The organism is Rhodococcus sp. 077-4 (genome assembly GCF_047782425.1).
Lineage (GTDB): Bacteria > Actinomycetota > Actinomycetes > Mycobacteriales > Mycobacteriaceae > Rhodococcoides.
Genome location: NZ_JAJPWC010000002.1, coordinates 867,960 through 886,021 on the forward strand (window position 1 = coordinate 867,960; position 18,062 = coordinate 886,021).

Consider the following 18,062-nt stretch of genomic DNA (forward strand, 5'->3'; position numbering starts at 1 on the left):
TGCCGCTCTGCCACCGGGGGAACAGGTTCTCTGGAATGATTCGGTACACGCTCGGTCGGTGTGTATGCGGTAGGTGGGTCAGGAGGTCGGTAGGTGCTCAAGCTCCTCGGTGCGAAGCCTCTCGGAAATCGAGACGCTGCCCACGTGCTTCGGGTGCTCGACGCCGACCCGGTCGCTACCTGCATGGTCGCCGCTCGCGTGCAGGAGTCGGGACTCGATCCCAGGTCGTTCCACGGTGAGATGTGGAGCAGGGGCGGCCCCGACGAGTCGTTGTGTTTCTACGGTGCGAACCTCGTCCCTCTGCTCGGATCGAGCGACGATCTGCGGTCTTTCGCCGACCGCGCGTGCCGTGGCCCACGACTGTGTTCCTCCCTGGTCGGTCGAGCCGAGCTGACACTGCCGCTGTGGGAGATGCTCGAGACCGACTGGGGCCCCGCGCGGGAGGTTCGGAGTGAGCAACCGCTGCTGGCAACGTCCGTCCGGTCGTCCATCACGCCCGATCCGCACGTACGCCTCGTACGACCCGAGGAGCTGGACGTCTATCTCACCGCGGCCGTGGCGATGTTCATCGAGGAAGTCGGAGTCGACCCACGACAGAACGACGGCGGCCGCGGATACCGGCGACGGATCTCGAGTCTGATTGCAGCGCAACGTGCATGGGCCCGATTCGAGGACGGGCGGGTGGTGTTCAAGGCCGAGATCGGATCGCAGTCGGCGACGGTGGGGCAGATTCAGGGAGTGTGGGTTCATCCCGATCAGCGGGGGCACGGTCTCGGCGCGTCCGGTACCGCGGCCGTGGTGAATTCGGTGGTCCGGCAGGGGAGAACCGCCAGTCTGTACGTCAACAGTTTCAACTACGTCGCTCGGCGGGCCTACGCGAAGATCGGACTGACCCAGGTGGCAACCTTCACCACCGTGCTGCTCGATTAGGTTGTCGCGAACCGCGTTTCGTAGCCACGGGTGGCGGGCGCGCCCTATTACGATGGGGCGCAATGAGATCACGTGGTGCAACCGACATGCGAAGTCGAATGGGTGCGGTCACGGCGATCGGTGTGATCGTTGCCGCGTCCATTGCCGGATGTACCCCGAAGCCCGACGGCCCAGAGCCGGCCGCGCAGGCTTTTCTTGCCGCATTCGAATCGAAGAACATCGCCGACGCGGCCGCGGACACCGACAAGCCCGACGCGGCGGCCACTGCATTGACCGAGACTTGGACCAATCTGCAGGCCGAAGCGTTGGATGCCGAGACGACCTCCGTGCGGGTCGAGGGTGATACGGCGACGGTCGGTTACACCTACCGGTGGCAGTTACCCAAGGACCGGGTGTGGACGTACGACGGCCAATTGAACATGGGCCGCAGTGAGGGCAAGTGGGTGGTGCGCTGGACGGCCTCGGACATCCACCCCGAGCTGGGCGATACCCAGACGATGGCTCTGCGTTCGACGGCCGCCCCGCGGGCCCGCGTCAACGAGCGGTCCGGGACCGATGTGCTGGTGCCCGGAGTGGTGCACCGAATCACGTTCGACGCGGCGAATGCGAACAACGTGGTGGCGTCGGCGACGGCGCTGTCGACGTTGCTGACGCCGTTCGATGCGTCCATCACCGCTCAGTCGATCGTGGAGTCGGCCACGTCCGTCGATGGGGACTATCCGGTGGCCCTTCTGCGTGAGAGCGACTATCAGCCCATCTCGGCTGCACTCACGGAGATTCCCGGCGTCACGGCACGCGACGAATCGGATCTCGTGTCCACCGACCCCACGTTCGCACCGGACCTGGTCGGCCAGGTCAAGAAGGCCGTCATCGACGAGGTCGACGGCAAGGCCGGCTGGAGTGTCGTAACCACGAACCGCAACGGCGTCGACGTCGACGTTCTCACCGACACGCCACCGGAGCCCGCTCCGTCCTTCTCGATCAGCCTCGATCGCAACATTCAGGTCGCCGCACAGCGAGCCGTGAACGCTCGGGTCGAGCAGGCGATGACCGTGGTGATTCAGCCGTCGACCGGTGCGATTCTTGCAGTGGCACAGAATCCGGCCGCCGATCGGGACGGGCCGGTGGCGTCCGCAGGTCTCTACCCACCCGGTTCGACGTTCAAGATCATCACCGCCGGTGCCGCCATTTCCGGCGGTCTTGCGACCCCGGGCAGCACCGTCCCCTGTCCCGGTCGCATCGAGATCGGCGAGCGCAGTGTGCCCAACTACAACGAGTTCGCACTCGGTGACGTGACGATGAGCACCGCGTTCACCCGATCGTGCAACACCTCGTTCGCCAAGTTGGCCAGCGAGATGAAACCCGACGCATTGACCGTCGCGGCCTCGCAGTTCGGCGTCGGGCCCGACTACGACGTCGTCGGACTGCCGACGGACTCCGGTTCGGTGCCCCCGGCCGAGGAACTGGTTCAGCGCACCGAGGACGGTTTCGGGCAGGGCAAAGTGGTGGTGTCGACATTCGGGATGGCGCTGGCCGCAGCGACCGTGGCGCACGGCTCTACGCCGGTGCCCAACCTGTTGGTCGGGCGCGACACGGTGATCACCGGAGATCATCCCCCGATCGAGCCTGCGATGGTGGACGGACTGCGCGGGATGATGCGTTCCGTGGTCACCAGCGGAACGGCCGAGCGCATCGCAGACCAAGGCGAGGTCTACGGAAAGACCGGCGAGGCGGAGGTCGACGGCGGCTCGCACTCCTGGTTCGTCGGCTATCGAGGCGATATCGCCTTCGCCACACTGGTGGTGCGCGGTGGCAGCTCGGACAACGCAGTCGCGGTGACCCGCGAGATGTTCGAGCAACTGCCGCCCGGGTACTGACCGTTTGTCGTCATCGCCCAGACTTGTGTGAGGGCCGTTCGGCCACTGTTCCGCAGTGGTACACCGACATCCGGTGAGAGTGCTCACGTCATCGTCGACAATGCGGGCATGCCCGGCGGCCTCGATCTCCACGTCTCAGCCTCCGTCACCGCCCTGTCCAAGACCGACTGGGTCCGCAACGGTGACCGCTGGATCGTCGAGAAAGTCGGCCGGGATGGCTCGCTGGGGGTCCGGCATATCGAACTCGGCCGCACCGTCACCCTGTCACCCGACTACGTGCAGTCCGCCACCGAACTCGGCTACGCCGGAACGGTGCACTCTGCACAGGGCTCGACCGCCGATATCTGCCACGTCGTGGCCACCGGCGACGAAACCCGCCAGCTGGCCTACGTCGGACTCACCCGCGGCGAGCAAGCCAACCCCCTGTACTTGGCGACCGCGTCCGACGGCGACATGCGCACCGCGATGACCGAACGCGGAATGCTTCCCCCGGACCGCTGTCGACGACCTCCGCGAGATTCTGCGGCGCGACGGCGCACAGGTCTCGGCGCACTCGACTCTCGCCGAAGCCGACGATTCGCACCTCAATTCCTCGCTGGCTGCGCAAGCCTACGACTACTCGGTGGCCACCGGCTCCGAAGTGCACCTTGGCCCGGAGGTGATGGCCGCGATCGACGTGGCCGCCGAAGAGGAAGCACCGGGTCTGACCGACGAGCCCGCGTGGCCGACCCTGCGCGGACACTTGGCCGTCCTCGGTGCACACGGCCGCGATCCCGTCGGGGCGCTGCGTAGCGCCGTCCGCTCGCGCGAACTCGATACCGCTCTCGATAGGGCCGCAGTGCTGGACTGGCGACTGGACCCCAGCGGCAAGCATTCCTCCGCCCCCGGGGCGTTGCCGTGGCTACCCGCCATCCCGAAAGCGGTACACGATCTTCCCGAGTGGGGTGCCTACCTCGACGCCCGCCAGGAACTGGTGGCGGCGCACCGCGAACGTATCGCCGCCGACGTCGCCACGTGGACACCGACGACTGCGCCGGTGTGGGCGCGGCCGCTGCTCACCGCCGAACCCGACCTCAAGTTGCTCACCGATCTCGCGGTGTTCCGCGCCGCACACGACGTCGACCCGGCCGACCGGCGTCCGACCGGACCGGAGCAGCTCGCCGCCGAACCCGACCTCAAGTTGCTCACCGATCTCGCGGTGTTCCGCGCCGCACACGACGTCGACCCGGCCGACCGGCGTCCGACCGGACCGGAGCAGCTCGCCGCCGCCTCGGTGAAAGCGCAACGCAGTCTCGACCGCCGCGCCGCCGAGGTGATCGAGACCGGAAACGATGCCGTCGCCCGGTGGCGTCCGTTCGTCGACGAACTTGACACCCACATCGCCCGCGATCCGTACTTCCCGATCCTCGCCGACCGACTCCCCGCCGCCGCCGCGCGCCGGAATCGAAGTCCACACCCTCGTCCGCGACTCGCTTGCCACCTCGCCGTTGCCGGACGAGCTGCGCGCTGCCGCACTGTGGTGGCGACTGTCCGGTCTACTCTCCGTCGCCGCGCTCGACGGCGACCCAACCCTGTGGACACCGGGGCAATTGCTCGGGACCGCGTACGAGTTCCTGCACGGAGGCATCGACCCCGTCGATCACGGTGTCACCTTCCCAGCCCACGAACTCGCCACCGCCCTGACGTGGCGGGCCGAGATGCTGGTGCGCGAGAACCACCTCGCTCGCACCTACACCCCGCCCACCGTCGAACCGCTGTCGATCGAGGACGAAGAAGCCCTCGCCCCACTCGACGAGACGATTGGCGACACCACCGCCGACGTGCTGCCGGCCGAGTTCGCCAATCCGGACAACCTCCCGGCACCGGTCAACGCACCCACAGCAGCAGTCGACGCAGCCGCACCGACAATCCCGCTGGCCAGCGACGCCGACTAACTCGCCTCCCTCGACGCACTTGACGCCCCCGTCGACTACGACCAAGCGCCACTACCGGAGTACGACAGCGGGTACGACCAGTACCCCGGTGCCGACGTCGTCGAGTCCGTTGCTGGCGACGCCGAAGCCGACGTGTGGGATGCACTGCGTTCGCAGATCGAGACGATCGAGCTGCCGTACCCGACGGTGACCACCGACGAACGAGTACGACTGCTCACCGCAGATCTCGACGACGCGAAAACCAGGTACCGGGAGCTGCTTAGTCGGATTTCCGACGGCACCAGCCCCGCACAGTTCCATGCCCGCACGATGCTCGCCGAGCTGCAGGAGCGAGCCGACCAGCAACGCCCCGCCCGCATCGCGATGCTAGACACCCGCCAGAAATGGACCGACCGCGAGTTCGAGGCCGAAGCGCTCTGGCATCACATCGACACCGTCATCGGGCCCGCAGTCGCCGCCGACGTCGCGGCCGCCGGGGACGACGACGATGCCCGCGCCCTCGCTCAACGTGGCCTCGACTGGGAGATCTGGCTCGCCGGATTCGTCGACGACACCGCGACCGCCGCCCGCACCCGCGCACACGCCGCCGCCGCCGAATACGAGCGCGTCACTGCCTCCGACGGGGGAGAAGTCACCGCCGTCGACGTCACCACCGCACGCCTAGCGGACGAGAGCATCGACCTCGCCGCCCTCGCCGAGCTCAAGGCCGACGTCGACCGCACCGAAGCGATGCTGTGGCGGGCCGAACAAGCAGCACAGCGTGCAGCGATGACCGACACCCCGACCCCGTCGACGCAAGTGTGGGCATCCGTCGAGGTCGTCGACGCACCAGCAGCCGACGCAGTCGAGCAGCTCGATCAGACGGCCCCGACAGAGCTGGTAGTAGAGGATGCCACCGAGCCTGCACCAGAGCCGCAGCCGGTGCTCTCGCCGGCCGACGCCGCTCTGCTCGCGAAGATGGAACGAGACCCGATCCGGCTCGTCCCGGACGCCGAGCTGACCGCGTTCGTCGACCGCGCCGGACGATCCCGCACCGAACCCACCGTCGTCGCCGACACCGAGAAGCTCTACGCCCGACTCGACGAGCAATCCGCAGCGATCACAGCAGCCCGCGAACTCGACACCGAACTACGCCGCGTCACCGCACAACACGAGGCCGCACGCAGCGAACACACCACACTCGCCGAGCAGCTGTCGACCGCAAAACGTCGCGACCGGAAAACCCTCGAACCCGCCGTCGACGACGCACGACTACGGAAAGAACGCCTCGCACACCAGGTCCGCGACACCCAACGCGCCGCCCGCGACGCAGCCGGACGTGTCCAGGCCGAGACGAGTGAGTGGCCCGAGATCTCGACGAGGGCAGCTGATCTGATCCGCCGCGCTGCCGACCGCGCCGCCGCCGAATGTTCGATGCCGCCATCGCCGAACATGCTCGCCGCCGCCGACAGAAGCTCACGGCACGCCAACATGCAGCGGTCGAGCAGCGCCTACGCCGCGAAACCGACGTCGCTGCTTCGGCGATCAACGGCACTCGACCCGTCGAGGGAATCATCGATCAACGACGCGACACCGAGATTCTGCGAGATGCGGACCGCGAAGCCGCTGCACGTGCACGTTCTCTCGCCAGTGCACCCTCGGTGTCGACTGATCAGTCAACGGCTGAATCCACGACGCGCAGACAAACCCCACCGGACGTCGACCTGAATCGGGGAATCGATCTCGAACACGGCCTGTAGTTGCTGTCCACCGATCGGATAATCGGACCCATCTGTACTGAAAATTTGTCTAGTAGTGGCGGCTATCCGCTTAGGGAATTACTAATTTGGAGGTATAGCTGGCGTGTTTCACTAAGTCTGTCTGCAAATAGAAGCGGTACTTCTTCCGTCAGCTTCTCCAAAATATCGATTGACTCACCGACCGCGACAAGGGCTTCGTGCAGCTGGTAGCCGGAATTTAATCGCAGCTCGCCGTAGAAGGAAAGGCATGTAGCTATATCGGCGCTGTATGCACGCGATCTCCTGGCCATCAGGCGTCTATAGATTCCCAGGGCCTCATCAATAGCGTCGAACGCGTCAGAGGCTTCGCCTGCCCCCGAGAGCGCCTTTCCTAGTATTGTTAGCGAATCAGCAAGCTGCGATTCGTATCGGAGTGGACGCTCTGTTGCTAATTGTCGCTGTACAACGATAGCCTCTCGAAGGAGAGGGAGGCCGTCGTTAAACCTCTTCATATTACAGGCAATCTCGCCTGCGATTTGCAGTGACCAGCCGAAGACGCCGCCGAAGCGCGCCTCTTCAATGGGAGCTAATCGCCTCAGAAGGGAGAGTCCGCTTTTGGCGGACGAAAATGCCGGCTCGAATCTCTTCAGATTGTCTAACTGGCAGGCGTGATTCACGAGGGTATGCGCTAAACTGAGCGTGTATTGTTCCCTGTATCCAATGGACTCCAGGTGACGATAAATGCTCAGAGCCTTGTCAGTATTTGTGAACGCCTCCTCGAAAAGGCCAATTTCCGCCAATCGTGTTCCGAGAGTGGTTAACGCGTCGGCGAGGTCTTCTTCGAAAGCTGTCGGATTTGTTTGCGTAAGGGTTCGGTATAGCTCTAGAGACTCTCTAGCGGGGGCCAGTGCCTCCCAACGTAGGCCCATAGTTGAGAGCGTTATCGATGCACCCTGTAGGGCAAGAGCCAGTTCCGAAGCGTGCTTCTGTGGGTTGGATTTGTAGAGTTTGCGGTGCATTTCGAGACTTTGTTGTGCAACCTCGAACTCTTCTTCGGAATGTCCTAATCGGGCTAATTTTACACTGACATTATAAAAACCTAGCGCTACATCCGGTTCGTATTCCTCTGAATCGCTAAGTGCTAGTTCCTGGTAGATCGACAGCGACTCCTTCGCAGCTCGTAGCCCATCCTCGTATTGTCCAGAATCTGCGAGATCGACGGAGTAGTTATGGAGCGCCATGGCGACGTCGGGTGTATAGATGGCTGGGTCGACCAAGGCTAGTGTTCGATAGAGATCAAGCGCAGATTTCGATGCTTCGAGTGTTTCTTTATCTCGGCCCAGTTTAGCTAAATAAACGGAGATGTTTGTGTAGATCCCGGCAAGCGCCGACTGATACTCGACGTCTGGAGGCGCTGACCCTTCAATCAGGGATTGCGCTCGCCGTACGGCTGCGAGCGCATCCTCGTAGCGGCCCGCTGAGTAGAGGCGACCGCCAAGTGTTTGATAGAGCGTGATGCGTTTGAGTGGATCATCTGTAAAAGTCAGTCTATGTTGAACAAACCTTTCGGTTATAGCTGCAATTCCAGGATCGAGATCCACATTACGATCTGACGGGAAGTTCTTCACTAGCACCTCAAGAGCTGATGTATCTAGCCCAGGTATTTCCGCCACGGTCGTTAGCGCTGTATTTCCGGAGTTCAATACCGTCATCGGATGCGTGCGAACTAAGTCGGATACAACGCCCGATAGGTGAGGCCAGCGCACGGCTGCTGCGGCGAGGAAAGTCGTGGCACGAACAGCGAAGGACGGGACACTGTCTGCACCTGTTGCAGCAAGCAACTTTGTCAATAGGTCCGTGGTCCAGGGATCTGGATCGTACCCACTCACTTCATGTCCGGGCGTCAGGAGCGCAAGGAAGTCCTCCGCCAAGCGGTCGGGGAAGAGCGGCTCAAGTGTAAGTGCTCGGTCGACAGGCGGGTAGCAGACCCGGTGATCCGAGAGAATTCGCATCGAGGGAGTCAACGCGGCCGCCGTCAAGGCGTCGGTTGCTACTTGGTAGGGGACCGCGCCAGTCAAGACCGCTGTAAAGACGGCTCTGGCCATGATTGTTGGGGGAGTCTCGAACTCTTCTCCGAGTGTTCTGGTGCCGTATAAGCGACGCCAGTTCATGTATTCCCGATCGAGGAGGTACGCGGCCAGACCCGCTGGTTCAGTCGGGGGCGTCTGCCCTCGAATGCTCGCGTCGACGGCGACGAGCGCAGCCATGTGAAGCGAAAGAACAAGATCAAAAGTTGGCCCCGTGAGCGGACGCGGAGGCTTGATTACCCCGAGATCCTGGACGCCGAACAGCTCGCCGAAGCGGTCGCGAGCTCGGGTGAACTCTGCCTCACGTTCGACAATCGAGGGAGCTAAGGCATCTAGCTGCTGTTCGTCGGCAGTTGCGTATGCCTCGGCAAGTTCTCCCCGCATGGCCGGCCACCACTGGACACTGCGCCCAACAAGTAAGACGCGCGCCCTTTCCCCTCGCAGTAACGGGTCTGAAAAGAGCGTCAAAAGCTCTGTGTGTGACCATCTGTCGGCGTAGTCGACCACTAAGAGGAGCTTGTTCGAGGGTTCGTGCGCATCTTCAACGGTGTGCGGATGGTCTCGAAGTCCATGAACTAGCCGAGCTGCCACGACTGTCCACCCCGCTTTACGCGACACGTCGGCTAGATGGTGTGCCAGTCTCGTCTTACCTTGTCCACCTGGGCCGTGTAGCAGTCGAACTGACAGCCCGTTTCTCTCCGAATCACGCCAATCGATCAGTCTGGCCATCTCGGCGAGTCGGCCGCCGAAGTTGACGATCTGACTTCTCGCGTCGAGAACCCGGCTTGGTTGCTGAAGGAGCCAATCGACATCGAAGTTCTGCGGCGCTGGCACCACCGGCTCCAGAATGTAGGGCGACGCGGAGATACCTCTGTGGCCTTCGGCGGCTGAATTTGAGGCCTGGCTGCGCGGCGTTTGTGCCGCTTCGGCGTGAAGTCTGCGCCACTTGCTTTCGATCTGCGCATGGCCAAGTTCAGCGAAACCAGCGACGGCGCGGACCACCGCCCACAGATGGTCCCACGACGGAATCTTCCCCTGGTTGAGCCAACCTTCCAAGGCCCGCCGGCTGCCTATCGGCTTTGGAGGCGGCAGTTTCGACGGCATGAGTTTGGGCTTCGTGGCACGAAGTGCTTTGTCGCTGTTCAAATTGCGTTGATGATCGGCTAACAGAATCTCATTCGCGCGCTCGATGATCTGCTGGTTCGAGACCCGTCGGCCGATCCGCAGTTTGAGGTCTTTGAGCTCCGTAGCAAATCTCGTTCGCCGATCTAGTTCTGCCAATACACCCTCCGCTTGTGCGTATCCACATGCCTCGGCATGCCCCTGGAGCATCCTAGCTTTGCTGCCGCAAATGTCGACTCAACTTGTGATTTGGCCTTTGACCAGCATAGATATGCTCCGGGCTGGTGGAGAACGAAGCCTCGAAACTGCACTTTTGGTCTTCACCTATCAGTTGGAGGAGCCAATGACTACCGAACTGCTGAACGCCATCGCCCACAGTTATCCCCTCGCGGTTTTCGTCCTTATCGCCGCTAGCACCGCCTTGATTCTGCTTACTATCGCCGCAGTCGTTTTCGTCTCGGTCTCGCACAAGGATCCGGAGCGCCGACGTTCTGCGCGTCGCACTCTCAAGATCGTCGCTGCAATGATCGATTCGATCTTCCGCTAACACTGGTTTCGAACTGATGGCGAATGGTCGGGTAGTGAGGCTTACGGCTCGTCTTCGGTGTGCATCTGACCAAGGTTCTCCTCTAGGAATAGATGGTCCTATTCGAGCTCGTGGCCGGTACCTCGAGTGGGTTCGGTCGGATCGGGGGGCGGGCGTCGCCGGTCGACGGCGGGGCCACCACTGCCGGGTCCACGGTGTTCAGGCGGTGCCGACAGCCCGCGGCGCGGCCTGTCGGGATCGACTGGATCGATCATCGACGATGAGCTGCGCTGTAGTGCTTCGACTTCGGCTTGGCGCATCATTGCGCGGACGTTGTCCGCGCTCCCCATTCCGAGTTCTTCGACGTACGCCGGGGTGGGGTTGAGCATCAGCGACCACCCTGGTTGCCGTCCCTTCGCTGCCGCGCGCCCGGCAGTGCTGCGTCCCGGGCGACGGATTCGGGACTGGTTTCGGCCTCTTTGATCTCGCGCCGTAGCCGGGCGACTTCGTTCGAGAGATCCTTGAGCTGTACCGCTTGCGGGAAGTCGGACAGCTCGATCAGTTCGAGGTCGTCGAGGCGTTGTTCGTCTCGATCGAGGGAGCGTTTGGCTTTCGCCAGGTCGGTGTCGACGGTGTACGCCATGTTCTCCACGCGGGTGATCAGACCGAATGAGTGTTGACTGCGGTCTCCGTCTCCGATTCTCGGATACAGGTCATGCGCTTCGATTGTTTTGGTGGACGACCCGAGCCCGGAAGACGACATATCAGCGCACTGGCCTGTGCCGGGCGAGAGGCCTCGATCGGGAATCCGCTCATCTGCGCGATCACCATCGACTTGGTCAACCCTTCGCCCTTGAGGGCCCGGTAGGTGCCCTGCAACGCTATGGCCATCGCATTCGCGGCGTCGCTACGCTTGTCGTAGAACACCCCACGAATGGTAATACCGGGCCACTGCTCGACCTCGCGTCGGCCTTTGAGGATCGGTGCTGCCTCGGTCAATTGTGCGACCCTCTGGCGTCCCCGCGGTACTTCACGTCGCAACCGGTCGCGGTCGCGTTCGACCGAGCGTTGCTCGGCGAAATGCGAATCCGCTTCGGACTGGAGCTCTTGGAGCTGGAAGTCGAGTTCGATCTGCTGGATGTACCGATCGTCGCCGGTGGCAAGGGCTTTGGTCATGGCCGAGTTCTCGGCGAGCGAGTCGCTGTCAAGGTCGACCACCCGCCGCATCGAGCGGTCCGCTTTCTTGAGCTGTTCGATGAAATGGGACTTACGATGCACGGTCTGCCACATGACGGTGTCGAAGGTCTTCTCGGCGACGTAGTTGAACACCTTCACATGCGCGTTCTGGTTGCCCTGTCGGATGCTTCGGCTCTCACGTTGTTCGAGGTCCGCCGGTCGCCACGGCACGCCGACGTGATGCAGCGCGATCGCCCGGTCCTGAATATTGGTGCCGGTGCCCATCTTCTCGGTGGACCCGAACACCACCCAGACCTTTCCGGTGCGGCACATCTCGAACAGGCGGGCCTTCTCCGACGGCCTCGGGTGGTGGTCTGCGCGGGCTCGAATTCGCCTGCGAGCAGCTCGGCGCGGATTCCGTCACAGACTTACTAGGACCCGTTCGTTTTCGGGGTGAAGCGGTTGCAGAACATGAGCTGTAATGCGCCCGGTGCTCTGTGGGGACTGCCCAATTCCCGGTTGTACGAATGATGTGAATAGCTGCGCGAGCGGCCCAGGTCGTGCTCGTTGTGCGCAGGCCTGCCTCGAAGTCCTCGCTGCGCCGCCTGGTTCAGGAAGGAAGAACTCCGAGCCGTCGGCACGCCACTACGGCTTCGTATCGAGTGTGCGAATCGGTCTTGCGCATCACGCTGCGCAGGTAAGACTTGACCGTCTCGGCACCGATCGACAGGCGCGCAGCGACCTCGATGTTGGTGCAGCCCAGTGCAACCTGCGAGATGACATCGATCTCGCGTGGTGTCAACGACTGTGACACCTCCTGGGTCCGTTGGTCGTGGGGCATCTCCTGACCGAGTGACGCGGCCATCCGCGCTGCGACTGCGTCGAGTCTGCGGCGGATCGCTGCGTCACCGATGGACCGGGCAAGGTCGGACAGTTCCTCGTGGACGCTGCGCAGCTCGGCCGCGTGCGAGTCAACCGAGTCGAGCATCGATCGGGTGGTCGCCAGCAGACGGACCCTGCGGTCGACCTCGTCACGCACGGAGATTTCCTGGCCGAGACGCCGGGCGGCGGTCGTCATGATGTCGCCGACGCGATCGCCGAGGGGGCCGCGCTCGCGTAGCGCCGCATACATCACCATCCGCGCCACACCGGCTACGACGACGGGAACAGCGAGTATCGACTTGAGGCCTTCGCCGAGCACCGGTCGATCGAAGTGATGGGTGATCGACATCGATGCGCCGTAATCGCTAACGGCCGCGGGTCTGCGCTGTTCCATGACTCGTCCACCGAGGCCCGATCTGGGTGGGATGGCGAGCCCGTCGAGTCCGCGGGTTCTGGTGCCGTGGAATTCGCTCAGATACAGGGTGTCCGAGGCGACCTCGCCGCCGAACACGACGGGGACCTCGGAGGTCGCCGCAACCTGGCGCAGCTCGGCGCGCAACGCATCGCCGTCACGAGGTCGCAGCAGATTCGATCGGACCACGGTGCTTCCCCTCTGGTTACGGCTGCGCGAGCGACGAACGTGATCCAGATCATATCGGTGACGGCGACCGTCGATTCGACCGGCTCGGGGCCACGCGCTGCGTTCTACGGCCCTGTACCAGCCGACTACTGTGGACACCATGTCTGTGACCGCCGAGAGCAAGCCCCGTCAGCCACTCGTACCAGGCGTCGTGTCGCCAGTCCTTTCTGTGCCGAAGTCGATCGAGCGCCCGGAATACGCATGGAAGTCGACCGTCGCCGAGGGCAGTGAGCCGTGGGTTCAGACCCCCGAGGTGATCGAGAAGATGCGGGTGGCGTCGACGATCGCCGCACGGGCGTTGCAGGAAGCGGGCCGGGCGGTGGCACCCGGAGTCACCACCGACGAACTGGACCGGATTGCCCACGAGTACATGATCGATCACGGCGCCTACCCGTCCACGTTGGGCTACAAGGGGTTTCCCAAGTCCTGCTGCACCTCTCTCAACGAGGTCATCTGCCACGGCATCCCGGATTCGACGGTGATCCAGGACGGTGACATCGTCAACATCGACGTCACTGCGTACATCGATGGCGTCCACGGTGACACCAACGCAACCTTCTTGGCAGGCAACGTCTCCGAGGAGGCCCGACTGCTCGTCGAGCGCACGCACGAGGCCACGATGCGTGCCATCAAGGCGGTCAAGCCGGGTCGGGCGCTGAACGTGATCGGCCGCGTCATCGAGTCGTACGCGCACCGGTTCGGCTACGGCGTGGTGGAGGACTTCACCGGCCACGGCATCGGCACCACCTTCCACAACGGTCTCGTTGTTCTGCACTACGACCAGCCGTCGGTGGACACCGTCCTCGAGCCGGGAATGACGTTCACGATCGAACCGATGATCAACCTCGGCACGATCAACGCCGAGATGTGGGACGACGGCTGGACCGTGGTCACGCACGATCGAAAGTGGACCGCGCAATTCGAGCACACGCTCGTGGTCACCGATACCGGCAGCGAGATTCTGACTCTCCCGTGAGTCCTACCGGTGCGCTGTTGGTTGCCGGTACGACCTCGGATGCAGGCAAGAGCGTGTTGGTTGCCGGTCTGTGCCGGATGTTGGCGCGTCGTGGCGTGCGGGTGGCTCCGTTCAAGGCGCAGAACATGTCCAACAATTCGGTGGTCACGCTCGACGGCGGCGAGATCGGTCGCGCGCAGGCGATGCAGGCGGCGGCCTGTGGGCTCGAGCCCAGTGTGCGCTTCAATCCGGTACTGCTGAAGCCGGGGAGTGATCGGACGTCGCAACTGGTGGTGCGGGGGCAGGCCGTGGCGCAGGTGAGCGCGAGCAATTACATCGAGCATCGGCAGTCGTTGCGCGCCGTGGTGGCCGAGGAATTGGCTTCTCTGCGTGCAGAATTCGATGTGGTGATATGCGAGGGTGCCGGCTCGCCAGCCGAGATAAATCTGCGCGCTACCGACTTGGCGAACATGGGGTTGGCGACGGCAGCGTCGCTTCCGGTGATCGTGGTGGGAGACATCGATCGCGGGGGAGTGCTGGCGCATCTGTTCGGCACCGTGGCCGTACTGTCTCCGCAGGATCAGGCGCTCGTTGCGGGATTCGTGATCAACAAGTTCAGGGGTGATCCGGCGCTGCTGGCACCCGGGCTCGACCAGTTGCGCGAGTCGACCGGGCGGCCGACGTACGGAGTGGTCCCGTTTGCCGACGGATTGTGGATGGACGCCGAGGATTCGCTCGGAACCGTCCCCGACGCGCCGGTGGGTCGGCCGCGCCCACCGCGTGGTTCGCAGTGGTTGCGCGTCGCGGCGGTGCGATTGCCGAGAATCTCCAACACCACCGATGTCGAGGCCTTGGCGTGCGAGCCCGGAGTGTCGGTGCACTGGGTCACCGAGCCGTCTCGACTCGAGGACGCGGATCTGGTGGTCGTCCCGGGAAGCAAGTCCACCGTGCCGGACCTGGAGTGGTTGCGGCGCACCGGACTTGCCGACGCGATTTCTGCACGCGGACGGGCGGGGCTACCTGTGCTCGGGATCTGTGGTGGGTATCAGATGCTCGGGCACACAATCGACGACACCGTCGAATCCGGAGCAGGCGTGGTGAAAGGTCTGGGTCTGCTCGATCTTGCCGTCGAATTCGCGGCCGACAAAGTGCTGGCGCAGGTGACGGGTCGCTCGGTGCGTTTCGGCTCGACTTCGGTGGCGGGCTACGAGATTCACCACGGACGGGTCGTGCGGAACGGCGACGAAGGTGTGTTGGCCTCGTCCTCGGGGACTTCCGAGGGGAGCCTACGCGGCAGTGTTGTCGGAACCCACTGGCACGGGCTGCTCGAATCCGATGATTTCCGGCGTTCCTTCCTCACCTGGGTGGCGGGAAAATCGGGTCGCGCGGGCTTCGCGGTGGCACCCGATACGTCGGTCGCGGCTTTGCGGGAGCAACAGTTGGACCTGTTGGCCGATCTGGTGGAGCACAACATCGACATCGACGCCGTACTCGAAGTGATCGAGCACGGCGCCGATCCTGCATTGAAAAAGATTGTCACGCAGTTGCTTTGAGGAGTCCGACCCAGCTGGCCACGGACAGCGCTGCGGTGATGATCAAGGGAATCACCACCAGCAGAAGGATGCGTGGGGTGTCGGCGAAAAAGCTGCCGACGTTGGGCCACCAATTCTGCCAGGTGATCACGATCGCGCCACCGCCGAAGAGGACGAGGTCGATCAGTCCGAGAGTGAACAACCCATTCGTGCGGTACCGCCGATACACGACGCCGACGAACGCTCCGATCGAGCCGATCAGCAGCAACGCGATCACAACAGTCGCCCACTGCAGAATCGGAACATCGGTCGCGTAACGCGCAACGCCGAACATGCGAATCCGCCGTCCGAATCCGTCGGTCGCCTCCTCGATCACCGACAGTGCGTACACGATCGTTCCGATCGCGCAGGATTGCACGACGCCCACCAAGGCTGTGGCAGTGAGGAATTCACGTCGGGTGATGCTCAGGCCGAGAGCGTACGGAAAACACTGGGTAATGGCGGTGAGGTAGAACGCGATGGTGAATCCGAACACCGAGAAGACGCCTCCGGTGAAGTACGTGTCGGATTCCGAGTTCGGGATCACCGAGAACAGGCCGTAGGTGAGAGCGAAAACGATCGCGAGTATTGCCAGTGGCCAGGCGAAAGTCGCTGCCCAGGAGGTGTTGTGTACGCGAGCGACGTTCAGTATCCGTTTCATGACAGTGCCTCCTCGGCGGTGAGAGCGGTGGAATCCGTGTCCGATCGGGCACTGGTGCGTTCGATGATCAACTGCTGCAGAGGAATTGCTTCGATCGTGAGTCCGGCTGCTGCACCGTCCGTTTTCTGCCGGTCGGTCAATCGGCCGTCGATGGTCGCGCGCGCACTCGCGCCGAGGGCCGTGCGATGCAGGGTTCGATGGCCCGAGGTGAACGAGTCGACGGCGGGCGTCGGTCCGGTGATCTCGAACGCGCTCTCGCGTAATGCGTCCGAGTCGGCGTCGAGCAGGATCTTTCCCTTGTCGATGAGAATCACGTGTTCGATCAGATCGCTGACCTCGTCGATGAGGTGCGTGGACAGGATCACTGTCCTGGGGTTCTCGGCGTAGTCGGCCAGCAATCTGTCGTAGAACAGGTGTCGAGAGACAGCGTCCAGTCCGAGGTACGGCTCATCGAAGAAGGTCAGCGGTGCCCGCGATGCGAGCCCGATGACGATCCCGAGCGCCGACGTCATTCCGCGCGAGAGCTTCTTGATCTTGCGGCCGACCGGCAGGTCGAAGTCTTCCAGCAATTCGGCGGCGAAGTCGTTGTCCCAATGCGGAAGAATGTGGGACGCCTGCGAAATGGCGTTCTTGACCTTCAGGTCGTCGGGGTACTTCTGGCTCTCCTTGACGAAGCACACGTGACTCAGTGCGAGCGGGTTCTCCCAGGGCGGTTGCCCGAATACCGACACCTCGCCCGCGCTCTGTCGCATCTGGGCGGTCATCATCTGCATGACGGTGGTCTTGCCTGCGCCGTTACGGCCGAGAAAGCCGTAGATCTTGTTCTGCTCGATCTCGAAATTCACGTCGTCGACAGCGGTGAACGAGCCGAACTTCTTGGTCAGATGGGTGGCCGACGCGACGACTCGGCCGGGTTCGCTGATCGGATCGAATTCGTGGACGCTCATCGCGGCACCTCCCAGTTGTCGAGCATGGTCTTGAGTTCGTCGACGGTCATGCCGAGCTTGCGTGCCTCGGTGACGAGCGGGTCGATGTATTGGCGGGCGAACAGGTCGCGGCGGCGGAATCGAAGAGCGTCCCGAGCCCCTGCAGTGACGAACATTCCGATTCCTCGTTTCTTGTAGACGACGCCGTCGGCGACGAGCTTGGCCAGCCCCTTGCCCGCGGTGGCCGGGTTGATGCGGTGGAATGCGGCGAGCTCGTTGGTCGAGGGGACCTGTTCTTCCTCGGCAAGGGATCCGTCGATGATCGAGTTCTCGACGATCTCGGCGATCTGCAGGAAGATCGGCCTGCCCTCGTCCATCAGAAGCACCGCCGATGCGTCGAGGTTGTTTGCCTCGCTGGTTCATTACTCATGTAACTAACCATAGAACCGATGTCCTGTGGGCGCAAGAGGCAGTACCGTCGTCCCCATGGAGTTCACGCATGTGAGTGCTGCGGGTGGGCAATGTTCGGTGCGAGTCGCGGGTCCGGACAGCAGGCACGCCGTTCTCTTGCTTCCCGATGCAGGTGATCCGGTGGATGTGTACGACGCCGTCGGTGAACGGCTGCACAACTCGGATCTGAAAACCGTTGCGCTGGAAAGCATCGACGGCGTCGGTGACGAGGCGATACTGGCGGTCCTCGACGAGCTGAAGCTGTCGTGGGTACACCTCGTCGGCAGCGGTGCGGGTGCGGAGTCGGCATGGACGCTGGCTGCCACAACGTTCGGACGCTTTGCCAGCCTGATCGCCGTGAACCGCTGCCACCCGGCGATCGCCGACGAGCAGGGCACGGTGCGGGTCGCGGACTGCCCACCCGTCGAGTTGCCGACGACACTGGTCGTCGGGTCCTCACTCGGTCGGGCCTCTGCCGACGCGAGCGGCCGGTTCGTCTACTCGGATTTCCGTGTGGTTCAGCTCGACGGCACCTCGAATGTCGTCGCCGATGCGCCGGCGGCGTTGGCCACCGAGATCGTGCTCCGCACCAGCCCCTGGTAGCCGC

At 63.3% G+C, this 18,062-nt stretch carries 18 protein-coding genes; 9 read left to right on the forward strand and 9 right to left on the reverse strand.

The annotated features are described in order from the left end of the window. Window positions 1-93 precede the first annotated feature (93 nt). The 3 genes from ACNEOT_RS13330 to ACNEOT_RS13340 all read left to right on the forward strand — a co-directional run bounded on the left by ACNEOT_RS13330 (window position 94) and on the right by ACNEOT_RS13340 (window position 3,599). A complete protein-coding gene (locus ACNEOT_RS13330; RefSeq protein WP_415974498.1) occupies window positions 94-930 on the forward strand; it encodes a GNAT family N-acetyltransferase in 837 nt (278 codons plus the stop codon). An 86-nt stretch (window positions 931-1,016) separates the two neighbouring features. Further along, the gene (locus ACNEOT_RS13335) at window positions 1,017-2,807 is read left to right on the forward strand and encodes a penicillin-binding transpeptidase domain-containing protein (protein WP_415975145.1); all 1,791 of its coding nucleotides are present in this window, start codon (window positions 1,017-1,019) and stop codon (window positions 2,805-2,807) included. Between the two features lie 108 nt (window positions 2,808-2,915). Continuing rightward, complete coding sequence (locus ACNEOT_RS13340; protein WP_415974499.1) at window positions 2,916-3,599, forward strand: hypothetical protein; 684 nt, start codon at window positions 2,916-2,918, stop codon at window positions 3,597-3,599. 109 nt (window positions 3,600-3,708) lie between these two features. Here ACNEOT_RS13340 and ACNEOT_RS13345 read toward each other — a convergent pair whose 3' ends face one another. Further along, window positions 3,709-4,185 carry a hypothetical protein gene (locus tag ACNEOT_RS13345; protein ID WP_415974500.1) on the reverse strand — a complete coding sequence of 159 codons (477 nt, stop codon included), beginning with the start codon at window positions 4,183-4,185 and terminating at the stop codon, window positions 3,709-3,711. Between ACNEOT_RS13345 and ACNEOT_RS13350 the strand changes: the two genes are divergently transcribed. Both ACNEOT_RS13350 and ACNEOT_RS13355 read left to right on the forward strand, forming a co-directional pair. Continuing rightward, on the forward strand, window positions 4,175-4,741 hold the full coding sequence (locus ACNEOT_RS13350; RefSeq protein WP_415974501.1) for a hypothetical protein: 567 nt from the start codon (window positions 4,175-4,177) through the stop codon (window positions 4,739-4,741). The two genes, ACNEOT_RS13345 and ACNEOT_RS13350, sit on opposite strands and share 11 nt — an antisense overlap. 132 nt (window positions 4,742-4,873) lie before the next feature. Further along, the gene (locus tag ACNEOT_RS13355; RefSeq protein WP_415974502.1) at window positions 4,874-6,448 is read left to right on the forward strand and encodes a hypothetical protein; all 1,575 of its coding nucleotides are present in this window, start codon (window positions 4,874-4,876) and stop codon (window positions 6,446-6,448) included. A gap of 94 nt (window positions 6,449-6,542) precedes the next feature. Here ACNEOT_RS13355 and ACNEOT_RS13360 read toward each other — a convergent pair whose 3' ends face one another. Beyond that, entirely contained in the window at window positions 6,543-9,827 is a 3,285-nt protein-coding gene (locus tag ACNEOT_RS13360) for a hypothetical protein (RefSeq protein ID WP_415974503.1), read from the reverse strand. A gap of 184 nt (window positions 9,828-10,011) precedes the next feature. Between ACNEOT_RS13360 and ACNEOT_RS13365 the strand changes: the two genes are divergently transcribed. Next, window positions 10,012-10,215 carry a hypothetical protein gene (locus tag ACNEOT_RS13365; RefSeq protein WP_415974504.1) on the forward strand — a complete coding sequence of 68 codons (204 nt, stop codon included), beginning with the start codon at window positions 10,012-10,014 and terminating at the stop codon, window positions 10,213-10,215. Between the two features lie 98 nt (window positions 10,216-10,313). On the opposite strand, the gene ACNEOT_RS13370 is transcribed toward ACNEOT_RS13365, so the two are convergent. The 4 genes from ACNEOT_RS13370 to ACNEOT_RS13385 all read right to left on the reverse strand — a co-directional run bounded on the left by ACNEOT_RS13370 (window position 10,314) and on the right by ACNEOT_RS13385 (window position 12,853). Beyond that, window positions 10,314-10,583 carry a hypothetical protein gene (locus ACNEOT_RS13370; RefSeq protein ID WP_415974505.1) on the reverse strand — a complete coding sequence of 90 codons (270 nt, stop codon included), beginning with the start codon at window positions 10,581-10,583 and terminating at the stop codon, window positions 10,314-10,316. After that, window positions 10,583-10,846, reverse strand: coding sequence for a hypothetical protein (locus tag ACNEOT_RS13375; protein WP_415974506.1), 264 nt, complete (start codon window positions 10,844-10,846; stop codon window positions 10,583-10,585). The genes ACNEOT_RS13370 and ACNEOT_RS13375 overlap by 1 nt, the downstream gene beginning before the upstream one ends. A gap of 8 nt (window positions 10,847-10,854) precedes the next feature. After that, window positions 10,855-11,703 (reverse strand): hypothetical protein, encoded by an 849-nt coding sequence (locus tag ACNEOT_RS13380; protein WP_415974507.1) that lies wholly within the window; start codon window positions 11,701-11,703, stop codon window positions 10,855-10,857. Window positions 11,704-11,980: 277 nt separating this feature from the next. Then, window positions 11,981-12,853 (reverse strand): LuxR C-terminal-related transcriptional regulator, encoded by an 873-nt coding sequence (locus ACNEOT_RS13385; protein WP_415974508.1) that lies wholly within the window; start codon window positions 12,851-12,853, stop codon window positions 11,981-11,983. Window positions 12,854-12,992: 139 nt separating this feature from the next. On the opposite strand from ACNEOT_RS13385, the gene map reads away from it, so the two are divergent. Both map and ACNEOT_RS13395 read left to right on the forward strand, forming a co-directional pair. Further along, on the forward strand, window positions 12,993-13,868 hold the full coding sequence (gene map / locus ACNEOT_RS13390) for a type I methionyl aminopeptidase (RefSeq protein WP_415974509.1): 876 nt from the start codon (window positions 12,993-12,995) through the stop codon (window positions 13,866-13,868). Continuing rightward, window positions 13,865-15,400, forward strand: a complete 1,536-nt coding sequence (locus ACNEOT_RS13395) for a cobyric acid synthase (protein WP_415974510.1) — start codon at window positions 13,865-13,867, stop codon at window positions 15,398-15,400. The genes map and ACNEOT_RS13395 overlap by 4 nt, the downstream gene beginning before the upstream one ends. Here the strand turns inward: ACNEOT_RS13395 and ACNEOT_RS13400 are convergent. From ACNEOT_RS13400 to ACNEOT_RS13410, 3 genes are read right to left on the reverse strand one after another with little or no spacing between them, the layout of a single operon-like run. Continuing rightward, entirely contained in the window at window positions 15,384-16,079 is a 696-nt protein-coding gene (locus ACNEOT_RS13400) for an ABC transporter permease (protein WP_415974511.1), read from the reverse strand. The genes ACNEOT_RS13395 and ACNEOT_RS13400 overlap by 17 nt on opposite strands. Beyond that, on the reverse strand, window positions 16,076-17,026 hold the full coding sequence (locus ACNEOT_RS13405) for an ABC transporter ATP-binding protein (protein WP_415974512.1): 951 nt from the start codon (window positions 17,024-17,026) through the stop codon (window positions 16,076-16,078). The genes ACNEOT_RS13400 and ACNEOT_RS13405 overlap by 4 nt, the downstream gene beginning before the upstream one ends. Further along, a complete protein-coding gene (locus tag ACNEOT_RS13410) occupies window positions 17,023-17,385 on the reverse strand; it encodes a GntR family transcriptional regulator (RefSeq protein ID WP_415975147.1) in 363 nt (120 codons plus the stop codon). Before ACNEOT_RS13410 ends, ACNEOT_RS13405 begins: the two co-directional genes overlap by 4 nt. A 106-nt stretch (window positions 17,386-17,491) precedes the next feature. Between ACNEOT_RS13410 and ACNEOT_RS13415 the strand changes: the two genes are divergently transcribed. Beyond that, window positions 17,492-18,058 (forward strand): alpha/beta fold hydrolase, encoded by a 567-nt coding sequence (locus tag ACNEOT_RS13415; RefSeq protein WP_415974513.1) that lies wholly within the window; start codon window positions 17,492-17,494, stop codon window positions 18,056-18,058. The last annotated feature ends 4 nt before the right edge of the window (window positions 18,059-18,062 follow it).